At 60.2% G+C, this 19,279-nt stretch carries 15 protein-coding genes; 5 read left to right on the forward strand and 10 right to left on the reverse strand.

Translation table 11 applies throughout. The annotated features are described in order from the left end of the window. Positions 1–72 precede the first annotated feature (72 nt). From purL to ACYVDM_RS16045, 3 genes are all read left to right on the forward strand, one after another. Entirely contained in the window at positions 73–4,119 is a 4,047-nt protein-coding gene (purL, locus tag ACYVDM_RS16035; RefSeq protein ID WP_415792342.1) for a phosphoribosylformylglycinamidine synthase, read from the forward strand. A gap of 188 nt (positions 4,120–4,307) precedes the next feature. Continuing rightward, positions 4,308–5,774 carry a M20 family metallopeptidase gene (locus tag ACYVDM_RS16040; protein ID WP_415792341.1) on the forward strand — a complete coding sequence of 489 codons (1,467 nt, stop codon included), beginning with the start codon at positions 4,308–4,310 and terminating at the stop codon, positions 5,772–5,774. A 22-nt stretch (positions 5,775–5,796) separates the two neighbouring features. Further along, on the forward strand, positions 5,797–6,351 hold the full coding sequence (locus tag ACYVDM_RS16045; protein WP_415792340.1) for a DUF1415 domain-containing protein: 555 nt from the start codon (positions 5,797–5,799) through the stop codon (positions 6,349–6,351). A gap of 63 nt (positions 6,352–6,414) precedes the next feature. On the opposite strand, the gene ACYVDM_RS16050 is transcribed toward ACYVDM_RS16045, so the two are convergent. From ACYVDM_RS16050 to ACYVDM_RS16075, 6 genes are all read right to left on the reverse strand, one after another. After that, positions 6,415–7,383 carry a bile acid:sodium symporter family protein gene (locus tag ACYVDM_RS16050; protein WP_415792339.1) on the reverse strand — a complete coding sequence of 323 codons (969 nt, stop codon included), beginning with the start codon at positions 7,381–7,383 and terminating at the stop codon, positions 6,415–6,417. Between the two features lie 105 nt (positions 7,384–7,488). After that, positions 7,489–8,475, reverse strand: coding sequence for a Bug family tripartite tricarboxylate transporter substrate binding protein (locus tag ACYVDM_RS16055; RefSeq protein ID WP_415792338.1), 987 nt, complete (start codon positions 8,473–8,475; stop codon positions 7,489–7,491). A 40-nt stretch (positions 8,476–8,515) separates the two neighbouring features. Further along, the gene (locus ACYVDM_RS16060) at positions 8,516–9,664 is read right to left on the reverse strand and encodes a mandelate racemase/muconate lactonizing enzyme family protein (RefSeq protein WP_415792337.1); all 1,149 of its coding nucleotides are present in this window, start codon (positions 9,662–9,664) and stop codon (positions 8,516–8,518) included. After that, entirely contained in the window at positions 9,661–10,572 is a 912-nt protein-coding gene (locus ACYVDM_RS16065) for an NAD(P)-dependent oxidoreductase (protein WP_415792336.1), read from the reverse strand. The genes ACYVDM_RS16060 and ACYVDM_RS16065 overlap by 4 nt, the downstream gene beginning before the upstream one ends. 32 nt (positions 10,573–10,604) lie before the next feature. Continuing rightward, complete coding sequence (locus ACYVDM_RS16070; RefSeq protein WP_415792335.1) at positions 10,605–12,065, reverse strand: NAD-dependent succinate-semialdehyde dehydrogenase; 1,461 nt, start codon at positions 12,063–12,065, stop codon at positions 10,605–10,607. Positions 12,066–12,074: 9 nt separating this feature from the next. Beyond that, on the reverse strand, positions 12,075–13,073 hold the full coding sequence (locus ACYVDM_RS16075; protein ID WP_415792334.1) for a 2-hydroxyacid dehydrogenase: 999 nt from the start codon (positions 13,071–13,073) through the stop codon (positions 12,075–12,077). Between the two features lie 168 nt (positions 13,074–13,241). On the opposite strand from ACYVDM_RS16075, the gene ACYVDM_RS16080 reads away from it, so the two are divergent. Next, a complete protein-coding gene (locus tag ACYVDM_RS16080) occupies positions 13,242–14,030 on the forward strand; it encodes a FadR/GntR family transcriptional regulator (protein ID WP_415792333.1) in 789 nt (262 codons plus the stop codon). 43 nt (positions 14,031–14,073) lie between these two features. Here ACYVDM_RS16080 and pdxA read toward each other — a convergent pair whose 3' ends face one another. From pdxA to ACYVDM_RS16100, 4 genes are all read right to left on the reverse strand, one after another. Further along, complete coding sequence (pdxA, locus tag ACYVDM_RS16085; protein WP_415792332.1) at positions 14,074–15,054, reverse strand: 4-hydroxythreonine-4-phosphate dehydrogenase PdxA; 981 nt, start codon at positions 15,052–15,054, stop codon at positions 14,074–14,076. A gap of 84 nt (positions 15,055–15,138) precedes the next feature. After that, on the reverse strand, positions 15,139–16,815 hold the full coding sequence (locus ACYVDM_RS16090; RefSeq protein ID WP_415792331.1) for a PhoH family protein: 1,677 nt from the start codon (positions 16,813–16,815) through the stop codon (positions 15,139–15,141). A gap of 58 nt (positions 16,816–16,873) precedes the next feature. Then, the gene (locus ACYVDM_RS16095; RefSeq protein WP_415792330.1) at positions 16,874–17,338 is read right to left on the reverse strand and encodes a peroxiredoxin; all 465 of its coding nucleotides are present in this window, start codon (positions 17,336–17,338) and stop codon (positions 16,874–16,876) included. Continuing rightward, on the reverse strand, positions 17,335–17,793 hold the full coding sequence (locus tag ACYVDM_RS16100) for an Mth938-like domain-containing protein (protein ID WP_415792329.1): 459 nt from the start codon (positions 17,791–17,793) through the stop codon (positions 17,335–17,337). The genes ACYVDM_RS16095 and ACYVDM_RS16100 overlap by 4 nt, the downstream gene beginning before the upstream one ends. A 183-nt stretch (positions 17,794–17,976) precedes the next feature. Between ACYVDM_RS16100 and alaC the strand changes: the two genes are divergently transcribed. Further along, a complete protein-coding gene (gene alaC, locus ACYVDM_RS16105; protein ID WP_460475423.1) occupies positions 17,977–19,164 on the forward strand; it encodes a pyridoxal phosphate-dependent aminotransferase in 1,188 nt (395 codons plus the stop codon). Positions 19,165–19,279 lie beyond the last annotated feature (115 nt).

Raw genomic sequence — 19,279 nt, forward strand, 5'->3', positions numbered from 1 at the left:
CGCTCGGGGATATCCCTGAGAAGGTAAAATCTCCGTTTTGCTCCTTTTCACCTACCAAACGGCGCCCGCATCGTGTCTCTCGTCCAGCATTTGCCCGGTTCTTCAGTTCTTTCCGCCTTTCGTCGCGAGCGTTTGCTGGCACAACTGCAAGAGGCCGGCCTGCCCATCGCGGACGTCAGCGCCCGCTACGAGCACTTCATTTGCACGGATGCCGAGTTGGATGACGGCCAACAGCAGCAATTGACCCAACTGCTGGACTACGGCGTCGCCGCTGCCGACGCGCCTGCCAAGAGCCTCGCGTTGCTGGTGATTCCGCGTCTGGGCACGATTTCTCCCTGGGCCAGCAAGGCCACGGACATTGCCCACAACTGCGGGTTGGCCTCGGTGCGTCGTGTTGAACGCGGGGTGCGCTATTTTCTGGTGCCCGAGCGCGGGCTGCTGGGGGCGAAGTCACTGGACGACGCCATGCTGGCGCGTGCGGCCGATTGCCTGCATGACCGCATGACCGAAACCGTGGTTGGTTCGGAGTTCGATGGGCAAGCCTTGTTCCAGGTGCTTGCGGGCAAACCCATGCGCACGGTAGCCGTCCTGGCTCAAGGGCGTGATGCCCTGGTCGAGGCCAATACCGCGCTGGGCCTGGCGTTGTCAGAGGACGAGGTCGACTACCTGGCGCAATCGTTTACCAGCCTGGGGCGTGATCCCACCGATGTCGAGTTGATGATGTTCGCCCAGGCCAATAGCGAACATTGCCGCCACAAGATTTTTAACGCGCAGTGGGTGATCGACGGTCAGCCGCAATCGGAAACCCTGTTCGGCATGATTCGTGCCACGCACAAAGCACAGCCGCAAGGCACCGTGGTCGCGTATTCCGACAACGCCGCCGTCATGGAAGGCGGAGCGGCGCAGCGCTTTCAAGCAGGGGTGCCGCTGGCCGACGGTCAGGGAGGCGATGCCGCGCGCTACGTACGCCGCGATGCCACCGTGCATACCTTGATGAAGGTCGAGACGCATAACCACCCTACGGCGATTGCGCCATTCCCGGGGGCCGCCACGGGTGCGGGCGGTGAAATCCGCGACGAGGGCGCGACCGGCCGCGGCTCCAAGCCCAAGGCCGGCCTCACGGGCTTCACCGTGTCGCACTTGCGTTTTCCCGATGCCTTGCAACCCTGGGAAAGCGATCATCATGGCTTGCCCGATCGCATCGCCTCGCCCTTGTCCATCATGATCGACGGGCCGATCGGTGGTGCGGCATTTAATAACGAATTCGGTCGACCGAACCTGCTGGGCTATTTCCGTACCTACGAGCAAACGGCGGGCGATACGCGCTGGGGCTATCACAAGCCCATCATGATCGCGGGCGGATTGGGCAGCATCGATGCCGAGTTGACCCACAAAGAAATCATTCCCCCGGGGGCTTTGCTGATCCAGTTAGGTGGCCCGGGCTTTCGTATTGGCATGGGGGGAGGGGCGGCCTCCAGCATCAGCATGGGCAGCAACGCCGCCGAACTCGATTTCAACTCGGTGCAGCGTGGCAACCCCGAAATCGAACGCCGTGCCCAAGAGGTCATCGACCGTTGCTGGCAGCAGGGCACCGACAACCCCATCCTGGCGATCCACGACGTGGGCGCGGGTGGCTTGTCCAACGCATTCCCCGAGTTGGTCAACGACGCCGGCCGTGGCGCCGTGTTTGACCTCAAACGCGTGCCGCTCGAGGAGTCCGGTCTGTCACCAGCCGAGATCTGGAGCAACGAATCGCAAGAGCGCTACGTGCTGTCGATCTTGCCCCAGGACCTGGAGCGCTTTGACGCGATCGCGCGTCGCGAGCGTTGTCCTTATGCTGTCGTGGGCGTGGCGACCGAAGAGCGCCAACTGCGCGTGGTTGACGGCGAGGGCCTGCCGGGCCTGGATACCCCGGTCGCGGCGGACGACGCCAGCGCACGTCCTGTCGATGTGCCGATCGATGTCATTTTAGGTAAGCCGCCGCGCATGACGCGCGACGTGCAGCGCATGCCGGGTGTATCAGAGCCCCTGGATTTAGTGGGCATTGATCTGACCGAGGCGGCATACCGCGTGTTGCGTCACCCTACCGTGGCAAACAAGTCGTTCCTGATCACTATTGGTGACCGTACCGTTGGTGGACTGTCCAGCCGCGATCAGATGGTGGGGCCATGGCAAATCCCGGTGGCGGATTGCGCTGTCACACTAGCCGATTACGAGGGTTTCCGTGGCGAGGCGATGGCCATGGGTGAACGCACGCCGCTGGCCGTGCTGAATGCGCCGGCATCGGGCCGCATGGCAGTTGCCGAAGCCCTGACCAACCTGGTGGCCGCCGATGTGGCGCGCCTCGAAGACATCAAACTGTCGGCTAACTGGATGGCGGCCTGCGGGGTGGACGGTCAGGACGCTGCCTTGTTTGATACGGTGTCTGCCGTCAGCGAGCTTTGCCAGGCAACGGGCCTGTCGATTCCGGTCGGTAAAGACTCTTTGTCCATGAAAACCTCCTGGAATCAGGACGGTGAAAATCGTCAGGTCGTGGCACCGGTATCGCTGATCGTGACGGCATTCGCGCCGGTGGGCGATGCCCGGGCCAGCCTGACGCCGCAGTTGCGCGCCGACGTGGGCGACAGCGTCCTGATCGTGATCGATCTGGGCCGTGGTCGTCATCGCATGGGTGGCTCTATCCTGGCACAGGCCTACAACCAGGTCGGCGAGAGCGTGCCGGATATCGACAACCCGCAAGACTTGCGCGCGTTTTTCGTGACCATCCGTACCTTGGCCGAGGCGGGTGTGTTGCTGGCCTATCACGACCGTTCCGATGGAGGTCTGTTTGCCACGCTGTGCGAAATGGCTTTTGCCGGACGTACCGGTATTTCCGTCAACCTCGACATGTTGACCTTCGATGCCAACTCGGCGGATTGGGGCGACTATAAAATCCGTCCCGAGCAGGTCGCCGTGCAGCGTGACGAACTGACGCTCAAGGCGTTGTTTACCGAAGAGGCCGGCGCGGTGATTCAAGTGCCGGCGGCGCAGCGCGACGCGGTTTTGCAGGTGCTGCGCGGCGCGGGCCTCTCGGCGCATTCGCATGTGATCGGTGGTTTGAATGGCTCGGATACTGTCGAGTTTTATCGTGATGGTAAAAAAATCTGGAGTCAACCGCGTGCCGATCTGGGCCGTGCCTGGAGCGATGTGAGTTATCGCATTATGGCGCGCCGCGACAATCCCGCTTGCGCACAGGCAGAGCTCGATACATGGAACGACGTCACCGATCCCGGTTTGTCGCCGCGCGTGACATTCAATCCCCAGGAAGATATCGCCGCGCCGTTCATTGCCACGGGCAAGCGCCCGCGTGTCGCGATCTTGCGTGAGCAGGGCTGCAATAGCCAGGTCGAAATGGCATGGGCCTTTGACACGGCCGGGTTTGATGCTGTCGATGTCCACATGACCGACCTGTTGGCGGGACGCATCGATCTGAGCACCATGCAAGGCCTGGTCGCCGTCGGTGGTTTTAGCTATGGCGACGTGTTGGGGGCAGGAGAAGGCTGGGCGCGCACCATTCGTTTCAACAGCCGCCTGTCAGATCAGTTCGCGGCCTATTTCGCCCGTCCCGATACTTTTGGGCTGGGTGTGTGTAACGGCTGCCAGATGATGGCTGCCCTGGCCCCGATGATCCCTGGCGCCGAGTTCTGGCCGCGCTTTACCCGCAACCAATCGGAAAAGTACGAGGCCCGTTTGTCGCTGGTCGAGCTGGCAAAGTCGCCCTCGATCTTCTTCAAGGACATGGAGGGCACCCGTGTCCCCGTGGCGGTCGCGCACGGCGAAGGCTATGCCGACTACACCAAGCAAGGCGATGCCGGCAAAGTGCTGGTGGCCGCGCGCTTTATCGATCACCACGGCAATGCCACCGAAGCGTACCCCTTTAATCCCAACGGCAGCCCTGATGGGCAAACCTCGGTGACGACGGCCGATGGACGCTTTACCGTGATCATGCCGCACCCCGAACGCGTCACGCGCAACGTGATGATGTCGTGGGCGCCGCCCGAATGGGGCGATGCCGATAGTGGTGGCGCCTATACGCCCTGGATGCGCATGTTCCGCAACGCACGGGTGTGGGTGGGCTGATCCGTACCACCGCCCGCCGAGCCTGATGGCTGCCCGGCGGTGCGGTGGCGATGGCGGCCGTCAACGCTAAATAGAAATGTCCGTCCACACCGGACATTCTCACGTTGCACCAACACCGATGGCGGTTGTCGACTTTGGGCGGCGAGGCATAGAATCAAGGTTTGCTCTTCTTCGTATAGGACCCTGCCATGAATGCCCGCATTCCCGACGACGCTTTGCCGTCCACCCTCGACCCGGATGCCCTGCAGGCGTTTGTGGATCGCCAGTGGGACGATGAAATCATCCCGGCCCTGACGGACTACATCGCTGTGCCGGCCAAAAGCCCGGCTTTTGATGCCGACTGGGAGCAAAACGCATACCTCGAGCGGGTCGTGCGCGATGCGTCGCAGTGGGTCGAGTCACGCAAGGTATCGGGCCTGAAGCTCGAGATCGTGCGCCTGCCGGGCCGTACCCCCGTCATCTTTTTCGATGTGCCCGCCACGCGGGCAGACAACGGCGATACCGTGCTGCTGTATGGCCATCTGGACAAACAACCCGAATTCTCGGGCTGGCGCTCAGATCTGGGTCCCTGGACGCCCAAATACGAGGACGGCAAGCTCTATGGCCGCGGCGGCGCTGATGACGGCTATGCCATCTACGCGTCGATCACCGCCATCATGGCGCTCGATGCGCAGGGTATTCCTCGCCCGCGCTGCGTCGGTATCGTCGAGACCTGTGAAGAATCAGGCAGCTACGATTTGCTGCCCTACGTCGATGCGTTGCGCGACCGGTTGGGCAATGTGGCCCTCGTCCTCTGTCTGGACTCCGGCGCTGGTAACTACGATCAATTGTGGATGACAACCTCGCTACGCGGCATGGTCGCGGGCGCGCTCGAGGTGCAAGTGCTCGACGAAGGCGTGCATTCCGGCGACTCCAGTGGCGTGGTGCCCTCCAGTTTCCGAATTTTGCGTCATCTGCTCGATCGCCTCGAAGACAGTGGCACCGGTCGCCTGTTGCCACAAAGCCTGCATTGCGAAATTCCGACGGACCGCCAAGAACAAGTGCGCGAAACCGCTCGCGTTCTGGGTGACGAGGTCTGGCGCCGTTTCCCCTGGAGCTGTGGTGGCGACGGCAGCTTTGTGTTGCCCATGACCTCCGCGCCCGAAGAGGCTTTGCTCAATCGCACTTGGCGCCCGACCTTGTCAGTGACCGGCGCCGAAGGGCTGCCACCGCTGTCGAGCGCCGGTAACGTGCTGCGTCCGCGCACCTCGTTCAAGCTGTCGTTGCGCCTGCCACCGTTGATCGACGCCGCGGCGGCGTCGGATGAAATCAAGCAGTTGCTAGAGGCAGACTCGCCTTACAACGCCAAGGTCATCTTCAAGGCGGAGCACAGCGCGACCGGCTGGAATGCACCCGCGTCCGAGGCCTGGCTGACGCAAGCCCTGGATGCGGCGTCGCGCCAGTACTATGATGCGCCGTGCGGCTATATCGGGCAGGGTGGCACGATTCCGTTGATGAGCTTGCTGCAAGAGGGTTTTCCCAAAGCGCAGTTCATGGTTTGCGGCGTATTGGGACCGCGCTCCAATGCCCATGGCCCCAACGAGTTTCTGCACGTGCCCTACGGCAAGAGACTGACAGCATCGGTGGCACAAATCATGGCGGCCCTGCCAGTCTGATCAGTGGCTTGCACCTAGACCTATGATTCACACCGACGGCGCTTATCAGCGCATTATCGACGACACGCGTTTATGGGTGGAGCGGGCCGTGATCGGCCTGAACCTCTGTCCGTTTGCCAAGGCCGTACACGTCAAGAACCAGATTCGCTACGCCGTCAGCGATGCAACCGACGCCGAGGGTGTTCTGACCGATCTGGAAAGCGAGCTGCTATTGATCTCGCAGGCCGATCCGAACCAGATCGATACCACCTTGCTGGTGTTGCCGGATGCGTTGGGCGATTTTTATGAGTTCAACGATTTTGAGGACAATACCGAGCGCCTGCTCAAACGCATGCGTCTGGTAGGCGATCTGCAGGTGGCCACGTTCCACCCGGATTTTCAGTTTGCCGATACGGAGCCCGACGATATCGAAAACTGTACCAACCGTTCGCCGCATCCGATCTTGCATCTCTTGCGCGAAGACAGCATCGATCGCGCGGTCGAAGCGTTCTCGGATGCCTCAGAAATCTACGAAAAGAACATCAGTACGCTACAGCGCCTGGGATGGGACGGCTGGTGCAAACTGATGGCGGGATAGCCAATGCAAATGGCCGGGATCAATCCCGGCCATTTGCATTGATGGTGCACGCCCAAGGGCCGCTTAGTGCGGCCGTTTCGCAAAGCGCGCGGCCAGGACCGCACACACCATCAATTGAATCTGATGGAACAACATCAGCGGCAGCACAATCGCGCCGACCGCCTGGCCCGCAAAGATCACCTGCGCCATGGGAATACCCGTGGCGAGACTTTTCTTCGAGCCGCCAAACAGCAGCGTGATGCGATCCGCAATATCGAATTTGAAAACCTTGCCCAGGATGACGCAGCCCAACAGCGCCAGCGCCAGCAAGACAGCGCAGCACACCACCAGCCCGATCAGCGCCGGGATAGGCGTATTGCGCCATAGCCCTTCGTTCACCGCCTCGGAGAAGGCCGTGTACACGACCAGGAGGATCGACCCCTGATCGACAAACTTCAGGACTGACTTGCGTTTGTGTACCCAGGCACCGACCCAGCGGCGCATGATCTGGCCCAGCACAAACGGCAGTAGCAACTGCAGCATGATCTTGCCGACGGCGTCAAAAGACATCGATACATTCGCGCTGGCGACCACAACCGTTCCCGCTAGCAGCGGCGTCAGGAAAATACCCAACAAGCTCGACGCCGACGCACTGCAAACCGCCGCAGGCACATTACCGCGCGCCATGGACGTGAATGCGATCGCCGATTGCACGGTCGCGGGCAGGCAGCACAAAAACAAGATGCCGGTATAAAGCTCGGGCGTGACCAGCGGCTCTAGCACGGGCTTGAGCGCGACCCCAAGAACGGGGAACATGATGAACGTGGCGGAGAAAACCGTCAGATGTAGGCGCCAGTGCAGGGCGCCGGCAATGATCGCCTCACGCGACAGACGTGCACCGTGCAGGAAAAACAGCAGCGCAATGGCTAAGTTGGTGATCCAGTCAAACGCCACCAGGCCCTGACCATGGGCAGGCACCAAGCTGGCGATAATGACGGTGGTGACAAGAAGGAGGGTAAAACGGTCGGGCAGAAAGCGCGTGTAGCGTGACATGGAAGGGGCTGCAGAACGATCACGGCCGTAGCGGCCAAAGTCCGCTATTGTAGACCGCTACGACTGCCGCCCCGTTCAGCTTCCAGTAGGGTAGCGTTGAGCGGGCTACTCGATCTTGATTCCAGCACGATCAATGACGCCAGTCCATTTCGGTACTTCGGCGGCGACCAGGGTCTTGAACTGTGCCGGGGAACTGGCCACGATTTCAACTCCTTGTTTGCTGAATTTCTCGACCACGTCTTTTTCCTGCAGCATCCCCACCATGCCCGCGTTTATTTTCTTGATGACGTCGACAGGGGTACCCGCCGGGGCTTGCATGCCAAACCACACCGTCACCTCATACCCTGGTACGCCCGCTTCGACCACGGTTGGAATATTCGGCAACAGGGGAGCACGCTTGGCGCCGGTGGCGGCGAGTCCGGTGAGTTTGCCTGCCATGAGGTTGGGATAGACGTTGGGCAGATTGTCGAACAGGACATCGATGTCGCCCGCAAGAAGCGCCGTGACAGCGGGAGCGCTGCCTTTATAGGGGATGTGAGTCATCTTGGTTCCGGTCAACTCCAGAAACAGCTCCATCGATAGATGGTTCGACGAGCCCGAACCCGTCGAGCCATAGTTGACCTTGCCTGGATTGGCTTTCGCGTAAGCAATAAGCTCTTTGACGCTCTTGAACCGCGAGTCGGCACGCACCGTAAGAATATTCTGCGTGCTGCCTGCCCAGATGACTGGCTCAAAATCTTTGAGCGCATCGTAGGGCATCTTGCTTCGGTACAACCCCGGCAGGGCCGAGAACGGCAGTGGCGTGATCAGCAAGGTGTAGCCGTCGGGTTCTGACTGCGCCACCAGCGTGTTGCCGATCAAGGTGTTGCCGCCCGGCTTGTTCTCGACCACCACGGATTGTTTCCAGGTTTTGGTCAGGTATTCACTGGCTGTTCTGGCGAGCGTGTCATTGAAGCCGCCGGGCGGGTACGGGACGACGATCCGGACAGGCTTGCCTGGATAGGTTTCTGCCGCATTGGCAACAAGCGGGCCGACCGATGCCAGCGCGAGACTTAAGCCGCCTATTAGCGAGATCAGCTTATGGATATTCATTATTGTCTCCTCGACCCAGAGGGTCTTGTGTTTTATTGATCTAGAACTTCACGACATATCCTGGTCCATCGACCGCCGGGAATTTATCGAATATGGATTCGTCCACTTCTATCCCCAGACCGGGGCCGGAGGGCGGCTCCACGCAACCATCTGCGCCGATCGCGAACGTTGAGCCAAACATGTCCCGGAACGGATTGAAATGCGAGACGCAGGCTTCGAAATACCCCGCGTTTTCGGTTGCGGCCAGAAAATGCAGCGTTGCCGCGTGATTCAGGCCGGTGGCCGAGCTGTGCGCATTGATCGGTATACGGAAGGCGGACGCCATGGCGGCGATACGTACGGCCTCTGTGATACCGCCTGTCTTCGAGAGATCCGGTTGCCAGACTTGTACGGCCCCCGCTTCGAGCATCTGGGCGAACTCGAACCGCATGAAGTGATTCTCGCCTGCTGCTAGAGGGACAATCGGCGTGATCTTGGCCGCCTCGCGATAGGATGCGAAGTCATTGCATGCGAAAGGCTCTTCTAGCCAGCCTGCCTGGATGTCCGCCAGCACGGGCAGCACGCGGCGTGCCTGGGCAATGGTGTAGGCCGTGTTCGCATCGGTCATGATATCGATGTCGTCGCCCACTATTTTGCGTACATGCAGGCAGCGTGCGATGTCGTCTTTGGTCGTGTCACCGATACGCAGTTTGATCGCGCGATAGCCCTGCTCGATGTATGACTGTGCTTCCTCTGCGAGCGCCTGCGGCGCTTGGTATCCCATGGAAATGCCGCCCGCATAGGCCGGCAGGCGTTTGCGCGAGCCGCCCAGTAATTCATAGAGCGGCATGTTGGCCGCTTTGCCGCGGATATCCCACAAAGCCATGTCGATGCCGGACAGCGCCAAGGCGGTGCCAGCCCCGAGGCCGTGACTCGAAAATTGCATGCGATGCACGCGCTGCCAGGCCCCCACGACGTCCGTGGCAGGCATGCCGACGAGCAGCGGCGACAGCGTATTGTGAATGAGGCTGACTATCGCGCCGGGACTACGGCCAGGATGTGATTCGCCGTAACCCACGATGCCTTCGGAAGTCTCCACGCGCACGATGATGGCATCGCGTTTTAACGTGCTGCCCACCCCCATGGTCACGGTTTTGCCTTCGGGCAGACGGTAGGAAATGGGTATCGCGGTGATGCGGGTAATTTTCACGAAATCTCCTTGCGTTCGGCTGTGCCGCTTTTACCCAGGCGATCAATCAGTGCGGCCACAGGCGATTGCCCGTGGCCGTCCTGGGCGGCATGTTCATAGAGCTGCCTGGTGGCCAAAGCCAGTTCGTCACGCGCGCCTTGCTCTTGGGCCATGGTGCAGTAGTAGCCCATGTCCTTCAATGCATTGGACATTGAGAACAGGAATCCCGAGGGATCTTCGGATTCGATATAGGGGCGCAGTCGATTCAGCACGACGCCACCACCGCCACCCGCGGCCAAGATGTCGCAGAATGTCGTCGGTTCTGTCCCGGCCTGGCGCGCGCATGCGGCGGCTTCAGCCAAGACAGCCGAGAATCCAAGCGACACATAGTTATGCAGCAACTTCATCTGATGGCCGCAACCCACGCCGCCCGCGTAGGCAATATTCTCGGCGTAGCTTTGGAGCACCGGCAAGCACTGCTCGTACACTTGCCTGTCGCCACCCACGATCAAATTCAGACGGCCCTCCGCGGCTTCCTTTGGGGTGCGCGTCATCGGGGCATCCAGGAAATACCCGCCCGCATCCTGCACGGCTTTGGCAATCTTGCGAGTCGAAGAGGGGATCGCAGTGGAACAGTCGATGATGGTGGTGCCGCGCTTCAGGCCTTGCAGCACGCCATTTTGCTGGAAGAGAACTTCTTCCACTTGGGGGGATCCGGTGATGCACAGAATTAATATATCGACCTGCGCGGTTAGCTCGGCAGCCTGCTGGCAGATGTTTGCCCCGCTCGCGAGCAGCGGATCCAAAGGCTGGTTGCCCGGGTGGGCCAGCACGGTCAACGGAAAGCCGTTGCGCAACAGGCTGGCGCCAATCCCCGATCCCATCATCCCGGCGCCAATCAGGCCAATATGCGGCTTTTTTTCTGTCATAGAAATTGCTCCTGGAAGGTGTGCGGTTTGTCCTAGGCGTTGCCCAGGCCGCCGGCGCAGATGTATTTGATCTCGACGTAATCGTCCACGCCGTATTTCGATCCTTCGCGACCCATGCCGGATTCCTTGACCCCGCCGAACGGCGCCAACTCGGTCGAGATGATGCCCTCATTGAGCCCCACGATGCCCGTCTCGAGCGCCTCTGCGACGCGCCACGCGCGACGGTAATCCGACGTGTAGAAATAGGCGGCCAGCCCAAACGGCGTATCGTTTGCAAGCTCGATGACTTCCTGCTCCGTGCTGAACCGTATCAGCGGCGCCACGGGCCCGAATGTTTCCTCCTGCATCAGCTTTGCTTGCCGGGACACATTGACGAGAATGGAGGGTTCGTAAAACAAGCCGCCGAGTTCATGTGCACGACCGCCAATCAGCGTGCTGGCTCCGCCAGACACTGCGTCGTCCACGTGCTCCTGCACCTTGTCGACGGCCGCTTGGTCGATCAGTGGCCCGAGATCGATTTCGTCGCTCAGGCCATCCCCCACTCGCAAGGACAGGACGGCCTGCTTCAGGCGCTCGGCGAACGCATCATAGACGCTGTCCTGGACGAAAATTCGGTTTGCGCACACGCAGGTCTGGCCCGCGTTTCGGAACTTTGAGGCCATGGCACCCGCCACGGCCTGGTCGAGATCGGCATCATCGAACACGATGAAAGGCGCATTGCCGCCAAGCTCCATCGATACTTTCTTCATGGTGCCAGCGCACTGTTCCATCAGCAATTTGCCGACGCTGGTCGAACCCGTGAATGAGAGCTTACGCACCAGGGGATTGCTGGTGATTTCCCCGCCTACGGTACTGGATTTTCCTGTCACGACATTCAGCACGCCGGGCGGAATGCCCGCTTCGTGCGCCAATTCGGCAAGCGCAAAGGCAGAGTACGGCGTAGCGGTGGCGGGCTTGATGACAATCGTGCAGCCTGCGGCCAACGCGGCGCCCGCTTTGCGAGTGATCATCGCGTTGGGAAAGTTCCATGGCGTAATCGCGGCCACGACCCCGACAGGCTGCTTGATGACGACAATGCGGCGGTCGGCACTGGCGGCCGGAATGATGTCGCCATAAACGCGTTTTGCTTCTTCCGCAAACCACTCCAGAAAGGAGGCGCCGTAGGCAATCTCACCCCGTGATTCTTTGAGCGGCTTACCTTGTTCCAGGGTCAGCAACTTGGCCAGATCCTCCTGGTGCTCCATGCATAAATCGAACCATCGACGGATCACTTGCGCACGCGTCTTGGCCGCCATCGCGCGCCATGCGGGTAGCGCACGATTTGCTGCCTCGATGGCCTGGCGTACATCGGGTCCGCTGAGCGAGGGTATGGTGCCGAGCACGGATCCATCGGCAGGGTTGGTGACGTCGATGGTCGTCCCGCTGGAAGCATTGATCCATTGGCCATCGATATAGCATTGTTGTCGAAATAGTTCAGGGCGTTTCAGGTTCATCGTGGGGCCTCATGAAAAAGGGGGAGTGCTGCGTGGATTGAGTAAGTTGTCGGGCATGTCGCCCTGGCGGAGGGCATCCAGGCCATTGAGTAATAGCCAGCCCATGGCATCGCGGGTTTCCTGGGTGGCGCTACCCATATGTGGGGACAGGAACACGTTGTCGAGCGTGCGGTAGCGCGGGTCGATGTTGGGTTCATTGGCATAGACATCGAGTCCCGCGGCAAACAGGCGCCCAGTTGATAGTGCGCTGATCAACGCGTCATCGTCCACCAAGTCACCGCGCGATATATTCACCAATACAGCACGCGGGGGCATGAGCGCGATACGCTCAGCATTGATGACGCCTTTCAGTTCAGGGGAGCCGGGTGCGGCGATGACCAGTACATCGGCAATGCGTAGTGCGTCGTCGAGGTCCGCGTGATAGAGGGCGCCGGCGGCCAGTTCCGGCGCAAGCGCGCGACGATTGTGATAGTGAATTTCCATGCCGAAGGCTCGGGCGCGTGCCGCGACTTCTCGACCGATGCGGCCCATGCCGAACACCAGAACCCGTTTTGCTTTCAGGCCAATTCCCAATAATTGGGTGGGAGCCCATCCCGGCCACTGGTTCGTGCGCACCATGCGATCGGCTTCGTATCCACGACGGCATGCATTGAGCATCAACATCATTGCCACTTCTGCGCAGGCATCGCTTAATACGTCCGGCGTGTGCAAGACCCCGATGCCTAATTCGTCCGCCGCGGCCATATCGATGTGGTCGTAGCCCACGGACAGTGTTGCGACGTAGCGCAACGTGGGAGCGAGTCGACGTAGAACGCCTTCGTTGATTTGCTCGGTCGCGCTCGCGAACAGCACTTCGGATCCTTGCGCGCAGTGCACGATCTCGTCAGGGGACAAGATGCCATCGTGCTCGTTGCGACGCAAATCGTACCGATCGTCCATCGCGGCTTCGACATTTTCCGTGAACCGACGGCACAGGTATGCCTTGGGTTTTGTTCCGTTGGCTTCCATCTCGCACCATGCCTCCTGTTTGTTTTTTTGATATTATCAATTCATAGTACCAATTTATCAACAAGATTTCGAACGCCTAGTATTTCCCTAGTCGTCGCGGCCAGATCGCCGGATAAGAGGCTAAGCTTCCAGCCCTGCAAACAGGGATTAAAAGGGACTCGTAGAGTCATGCAAGAGAACAATAAAAACGGTGAAAGGACACTGTCCGACCGGCTTACGGATATGCTCGCTCAGGAGATACGCTGCGGCGCATATCCCGTGAACTCAAGGCTGCCCACTGAAAGATTCATGACGGAGCAGTATGGCGTCAGCCGTACGGTCGTCCGAGAAGTGCTTTCGCGCCTCAAGTCGGCGGGCTTGGTGGACACCCGTCAGGGTAGCGGTACGGTCGTGCTCGACCCCTCGTCCAGCGATTCGTTCCGGCTTGGCCAACCCGACGAAGATCTTGCTCGTGGCGTACTGCGTATCATTGAGCTGCGCCGTGGCCTGGAAGGCGAAATGGCTGCTTTAGCGGCAGAGCGACGCACCCCGCAGGATATGCTGCGCATCAATCGGGCGCTCGCCGACATCGATCGCGCCGTTGAGATGGGAGGGGATGGCGTGGAAGAAGATTTGGCTTTTCATATTGCCATCGCCCGGGCGACCGGGAATCCGCATTACCCGGCGCTGCTTGGCATGCTGACCCGAGCGTTGAAAGATGCCATACGGGTTACGCGCGGCAACGAGGCACGTCAGGCGCAACTGGCTGACGATGTGCGCAACGAACACGAGGCGATACGCGCGGCAATTGAAAACCAGGAAGTCGATGCGGCACGCGCTACGGCGTTTCACCATATGCTGAATACCGCAGGACGCATCCAGAATGTGGATCCGGAATACTGGCAAGGTGCCAGCAGGGCTGCCGCGGGCAGGCTGGCACGCACTCGGCTAGCGGCCGAACTCAGAAACAGAAAATAGGCATTTCATGCAAAGACGATAGTCGCAGCCCGACTTGCCTCGGCTACGGCGTCATTGCCAGCGCTAAATCAAACGCCGCCACGAGCGACGAGTGATCGGCGATACCTTTGCCTGCAATATCGAAAGCCGTGCCATGATCGACACTGGTGCGTATGAACGGCAGGCCCACGGTGACATTCACGCCCTGATCGACGCCCAGATACTTCACGGGAATCAATCCCTGATCGTGATATTGGGCGACGACAATGTCGAACTCACCGCGTCGGGCACGCATGAAAATCGTGTCGCCAGGCCAGGGACCAGAAACCTGCAGCCCTTCGGCGCGAGCTTGTTCGATGGCCGGGGCAATGACGTCCAGGTCTTCGCGTCCAAACTTGCCGTCTTCGCCCGCATGCGGATTCAGCCCTGCGACGGCGATACGCGGTTGGGCAATCCCCATTTGGCGACAGGCGCGATCGGCCAGGCGGATGGCGCGCAGTTCAGCGGGCAGCGTAATCGCACGCGGCACATCGGCCAATGCCATGTGGATGGTCACCAACAACACGCGGAGTTCGTCATTGGCAAGCATCATGGCGAAATCGGTCGTCTGCGAGCGCTCCGCCAAAATCTCCGTATGCCCGGGCTGGTCGATGCCGGCTAAATGCATGGAGTGCTTGTTCAGGGGCGCCGTCACGATTGCCCGAATGTGGCCGGCCTGTGCATCGTCGATCGCGGCACAGAGATAGTCGTAGGCCGCCTGCCCCGCGGCGGCGCTGATGTGCCCCAGCGGGAGATCGGCCGGCAGCGGTGCACTGCGGGCAATCACCTCGATGCGTGCCGGCGTACCGGTGACATGGCTGACATCATCGATCTCGACAATCTCCAGCCGCGCGCCGAGTGTGTTGGCCGCACGCCGCAGCGTGGCGACGTCACCGTAGACGATAGTCGGAGCGCTCAAGCCCTGCGCACAGGCCTTGACGATGATTTCCGGGCCAATGCCGGCAGCATCGCCCATGGTGATGCCGACGGGAAGGAGGGTAGACATAATCATTGCGATTCAGAGAAAAAAACCGCCACCTTGTGTCACGAGGACGCTGGGTGGCGGCATTCTGCCAAGGCAGGAAAAAGATTACAGCACGTCGCCCGCATAGTCGGCCAGGCGCGAGCGCTCGCCACGTTGTAGCGTGACGTGTCCCGCATGAGGCCAACCTTTGAATCGATCCACCACAAACGTCAGGCCGGAGCTGCCTTCGGTCAGGTAGGGGGTATCGATCTGCGCGACGTTACCCAGGCAAACCACCTTGGTGCCCGGACCTGCCCGGGTTACCAGCGTTTTCATTTGCTTGGGCGTCAGGTTTTGGGCCTCGTCGATGATCAGGTACTTGTTCAGGAACGTGCGGCCCCGCATGAAGTTCAGCGATTTGACCTTGATGCGCGAACGGATCAGATCCATCGTGGCCGCGCGGCCCCAGTCGCCACCACCGTCGGCCTCGTTCATGTTGAGCACGTCGAGGTTGTCCTCCAGTGCCCCCATCCAGGGAAGCATTTTTTCTTCCTCGGTGCCGGGCAAAAAACCGATGTCTTCGCCGACCGGTACCGTCACGCGCGTCATGATGATCTCGGTGTAGCGCTTGGTCTCGAGTACCTGGGTAATGCCCGCGGCCAGGGCCAATAGCGTTTTGCCCGTCCCTGCCTGACCCAGCAGTGATACGAAATCACAATCGGGGTTCATCAGAAGGTTCATGGCGAAATTCTGCTCGCGATTTCGCGCAGTGATACCCCACACATTGTTCTTGCCATGTGTGTAGTCTCGCAGCGTGGCAAGCACGGCGGTTTTACCGCTGACCTCGCGGACCTGCGCATACAAGGGTAGTTGGCCCTCGAAGTACACAAACTGGTTGACCATGAACTGCGAGCACAGCGGTCCATGAATGCGATAGAACGTGGTGCCACCTTGTTGCCACGACTCGACGTCCTTGCCGTGCCGGTTCCAGAAGTCATCGGGCAATTGCATCACGCCCGTATACATCAGGTCCGAGTCTTCGAGGACGTGGTCGTTGTAGTAGTCCTCGGCGGCCATGCCCAGGGCGCGGGCCTTCAGGCGCATGTTGATGTCTTTGGACACCAGCACGACCTCGCGTTGGGGGTATTTTTCCTGCAAGGCGCGCACAACACCCAAAATCTGGTTGTCGGCCTTGCCCATGGGCAAATCGGCGGGCAGGGTGCTGTGTATGGCCGTGGTCTGGAATAGAAGCAGACCCGTAGCGTCTTTATTGCCCAGCGCGCTGAGCTCCAGCCCCTTGTCCAATTGCTCCGCATCGTTGACCAGAGCGTCGAGTGAACGACTGACCTGGCGCGCGTTGCGGGCGACTTCCGACATGCCTTTCTTTTGATGATCCAGCTCTTCGAGCGTCATCATCGGCAGGAAAATGTCGTGCTCCTCGAATCGGAACAGCGAACTGGGATCGTGAAGCAGGACGTTGGTGTCCAGGACAAACAGTTTGCGAACGTCGGTCTGCGTGCGCGCTTTGGGTTTGCGGGCCGGCGTCGTGGCCGGCTTGGCGCGGGCGCCGCGCACGTTCGCGGCGGGGGCAAGAGGGGTGATATCGGGTGTTGTCGCCGGCGATTGGGCCTGGGATTTGAGGCCTTCTAGTTCGGGTTGCACCGACTGATCATTGATCGCCTCGACGGGCGCCGATGATGGGGGAGGTGTGGTTTTTTTGCTGCGGGTGCTGGTTCGGGCGGCTTCGCCCGAGGGGAACGTCAGGATAGCTGCGGGTCGGGAGGGCAACTTAGGTAGTGGCATATAGGGTTTTCTCCTGGGGGGCCAGCTCTAGCGCCTGACTAGGATTCCTAGACGGGACTTAACCAATACTGCGGGCGGCTTGCAGGACTTCGTTGGCGTGATTGGGGACTTTTACCCCGCGCCATTCCTGAACGAGCCGACCATAAGCATCAATCAAAAACGTACTGCGTTCGATGCCTCTTACCTGTTTACCGTACATGTTCTTCTGCTTGATGACACCGTACAGATTGCATACCGTCTCGTCCGCATCCGAGATAAGGGGAAAAGGCAATTCTTGCTTGGCCTGGAAATTCTGGTGTGACTTTAGCGAGTCGCGCGAGATTCCCACGACGACCGTGCTTGCGTCGAGAAAGTCGGCATGCAAATCACGGAAATTCTGGCTTTCGGTGGTGCAACCCGGGGTGTTGTCCTTGGGATAGAAATACAGCACGACGGCGCGACCCTGGCATTGCTCCAGGCTGATCGGGCCTATTGTGCTTTCGGCGGTAAAAAGAGGGGCGGGTTTACCGATGAGCGTGGTCATGCGGGCAGATCTCCTTGGGTCGGCAGCAGGGCGACGATGACGCGCCGGCCTTCTGCCATCAGGATGTTATAGGTACGGGCGGCGGCCTGGGTGTCCATGACCTCGACGCCGATGCCGGCCATCAACAGAGGGCGCAAGACTTCCTGGCTCAGCAGTCGTTGCCGGCCCCCGGTGCCCACGATCAGCACTTCGGGCCCGATCCCATGGGCCGGGGAACCGCCTTCGGGTTCGTCCAGAAAGTCCAGGGGGTCGCGCCTGGTCTCGGAGAGCCCGGCAGCCTGTTGTAAGAGAGAGGTGGTGATTTCCGCGGCGGCCTGAACGGGCCATTCGGCGACAGTGCCTTCAGGGCCGAAGGCCACGGCGTGGGAAAATCGCACCTGGTTGACCTCAATGTATCCGTCGCCGTAGGCGGTGACGGTATTCAGGGCCGATGCAGGGTCGGTGTGCAGCTTCAATAAAAACTCCGTCTATCTGCGTCAGATAATAGCGCATCAGACCAAAGGGATGTTGCAGGGTATCAATTGGGAATGGGGACGGAATACACCCATTTGCCGCTTGGGCCCGCTTGCGCTAGATTACTGAGTTTTGCTGCACTGCAAATGTCCGTCACTCCCCGCCCACATCAAGGAATAGTCCCCATGAGGCAATTCTCCCGCATCGAGCGTCTGCCCCCGTACGTGTTCAACATTACCGGCGAGCTCAAGATGGCCGCCAGGCGCCGGGGCGAGGACATCATCGACATGTCCATGGGTAATCCCGACGGCCCGACGCCCAAGCACATCGTCGACAAGCTGGTCGAGGCCGCGCAGCGGCCCACCACCCATGGCTACTCGGTGTCCAAGGGTATCCCGCGTCTGCGCAAAGCGATTTGTGACTGGTATCAGCGCCGTTATGACGTCGAATTCGATCCCGACAGCGAGGCGATCGTCACGATCGGATCCAAAGAGGGCCTGGCCCACCTGATGCTGGCCACCCTGGATCGTGGCGATACTGTGCTGGTACCCAACCCCAGCTATCCTATCCATATCTATGGCGCGGTGATCGCCGGCGCCAATATTCGTTCGGTACGTATGACGCCGGGCGTGGACTTCTTCGAAGAGCTCGAACGCGCCGTTCGCGAGTCGATCCCCAAGCCCAAGATGATGGTGCTGGGGTTCCCCAGCAATCCCACCGCGCAGTGCGTGGATCTGTCGTTCTTTGAACGCGTGGTTGCACTCGCCAAAGAACACGACATCCTGGTGGTGCACGATCTGGCCTACGCGGATATCTGTTTTGACGGCTATGTGGCGCCGTCCATCATGCAGGTGCCGGGTGCGCGCGATGTAGCGGTCGAGTTTTTCACCATGAGCAAAAGCTACAATATGGCTGGCTGGCGCATTGGCTACATGGTGGGCAATCGCGAGCTGGTCAATGCCCTGGCACGTATCAAGAGCTATCACGACTACGGCACGTTCACGCCCATCCAGGTCGCGTCCATTGCCGCGCTCGATGGCCCTCAAGAGTGCGTCAACGAGGTCGTCGAGCAGTACCGCAGCCGCCGTGATGTGCTCGCGCGCGGTTTGCACGAGGCTGGCTGGAATGTCGAAATTCCCAAGGCATCCATGTACATCTGGGCACAGATTCCCGAGCCGTATCGGGCCATGGGGTCGCTGGAGTTCGCCAAGCGTGTACTGTCGGAAGCCAAGGTCGCGGTATCGCCCGGTATCGGGTTTGGCGAGTACGGCGACGAGTACGTGCGTTTTGCCCTGATCGAAAACGAACAACGTACGCGTCAGGCCGTGCGCGGTATCAAAGAGATGTTCCGCAAGGACGGCCTGTTGAAATGACCCTGTTTCTTGTCGATTTACGCGCGATGGGCAGGGCATCGCACTCTGGAAATCTGAAATGAAAATCGCTGCAAGTACCCAGCCCGTCTCGGGGGCAGTTCAGCCGAGCACCGAC

Source organism: Bordetella tumulicola (assembly GCF_054779135.1).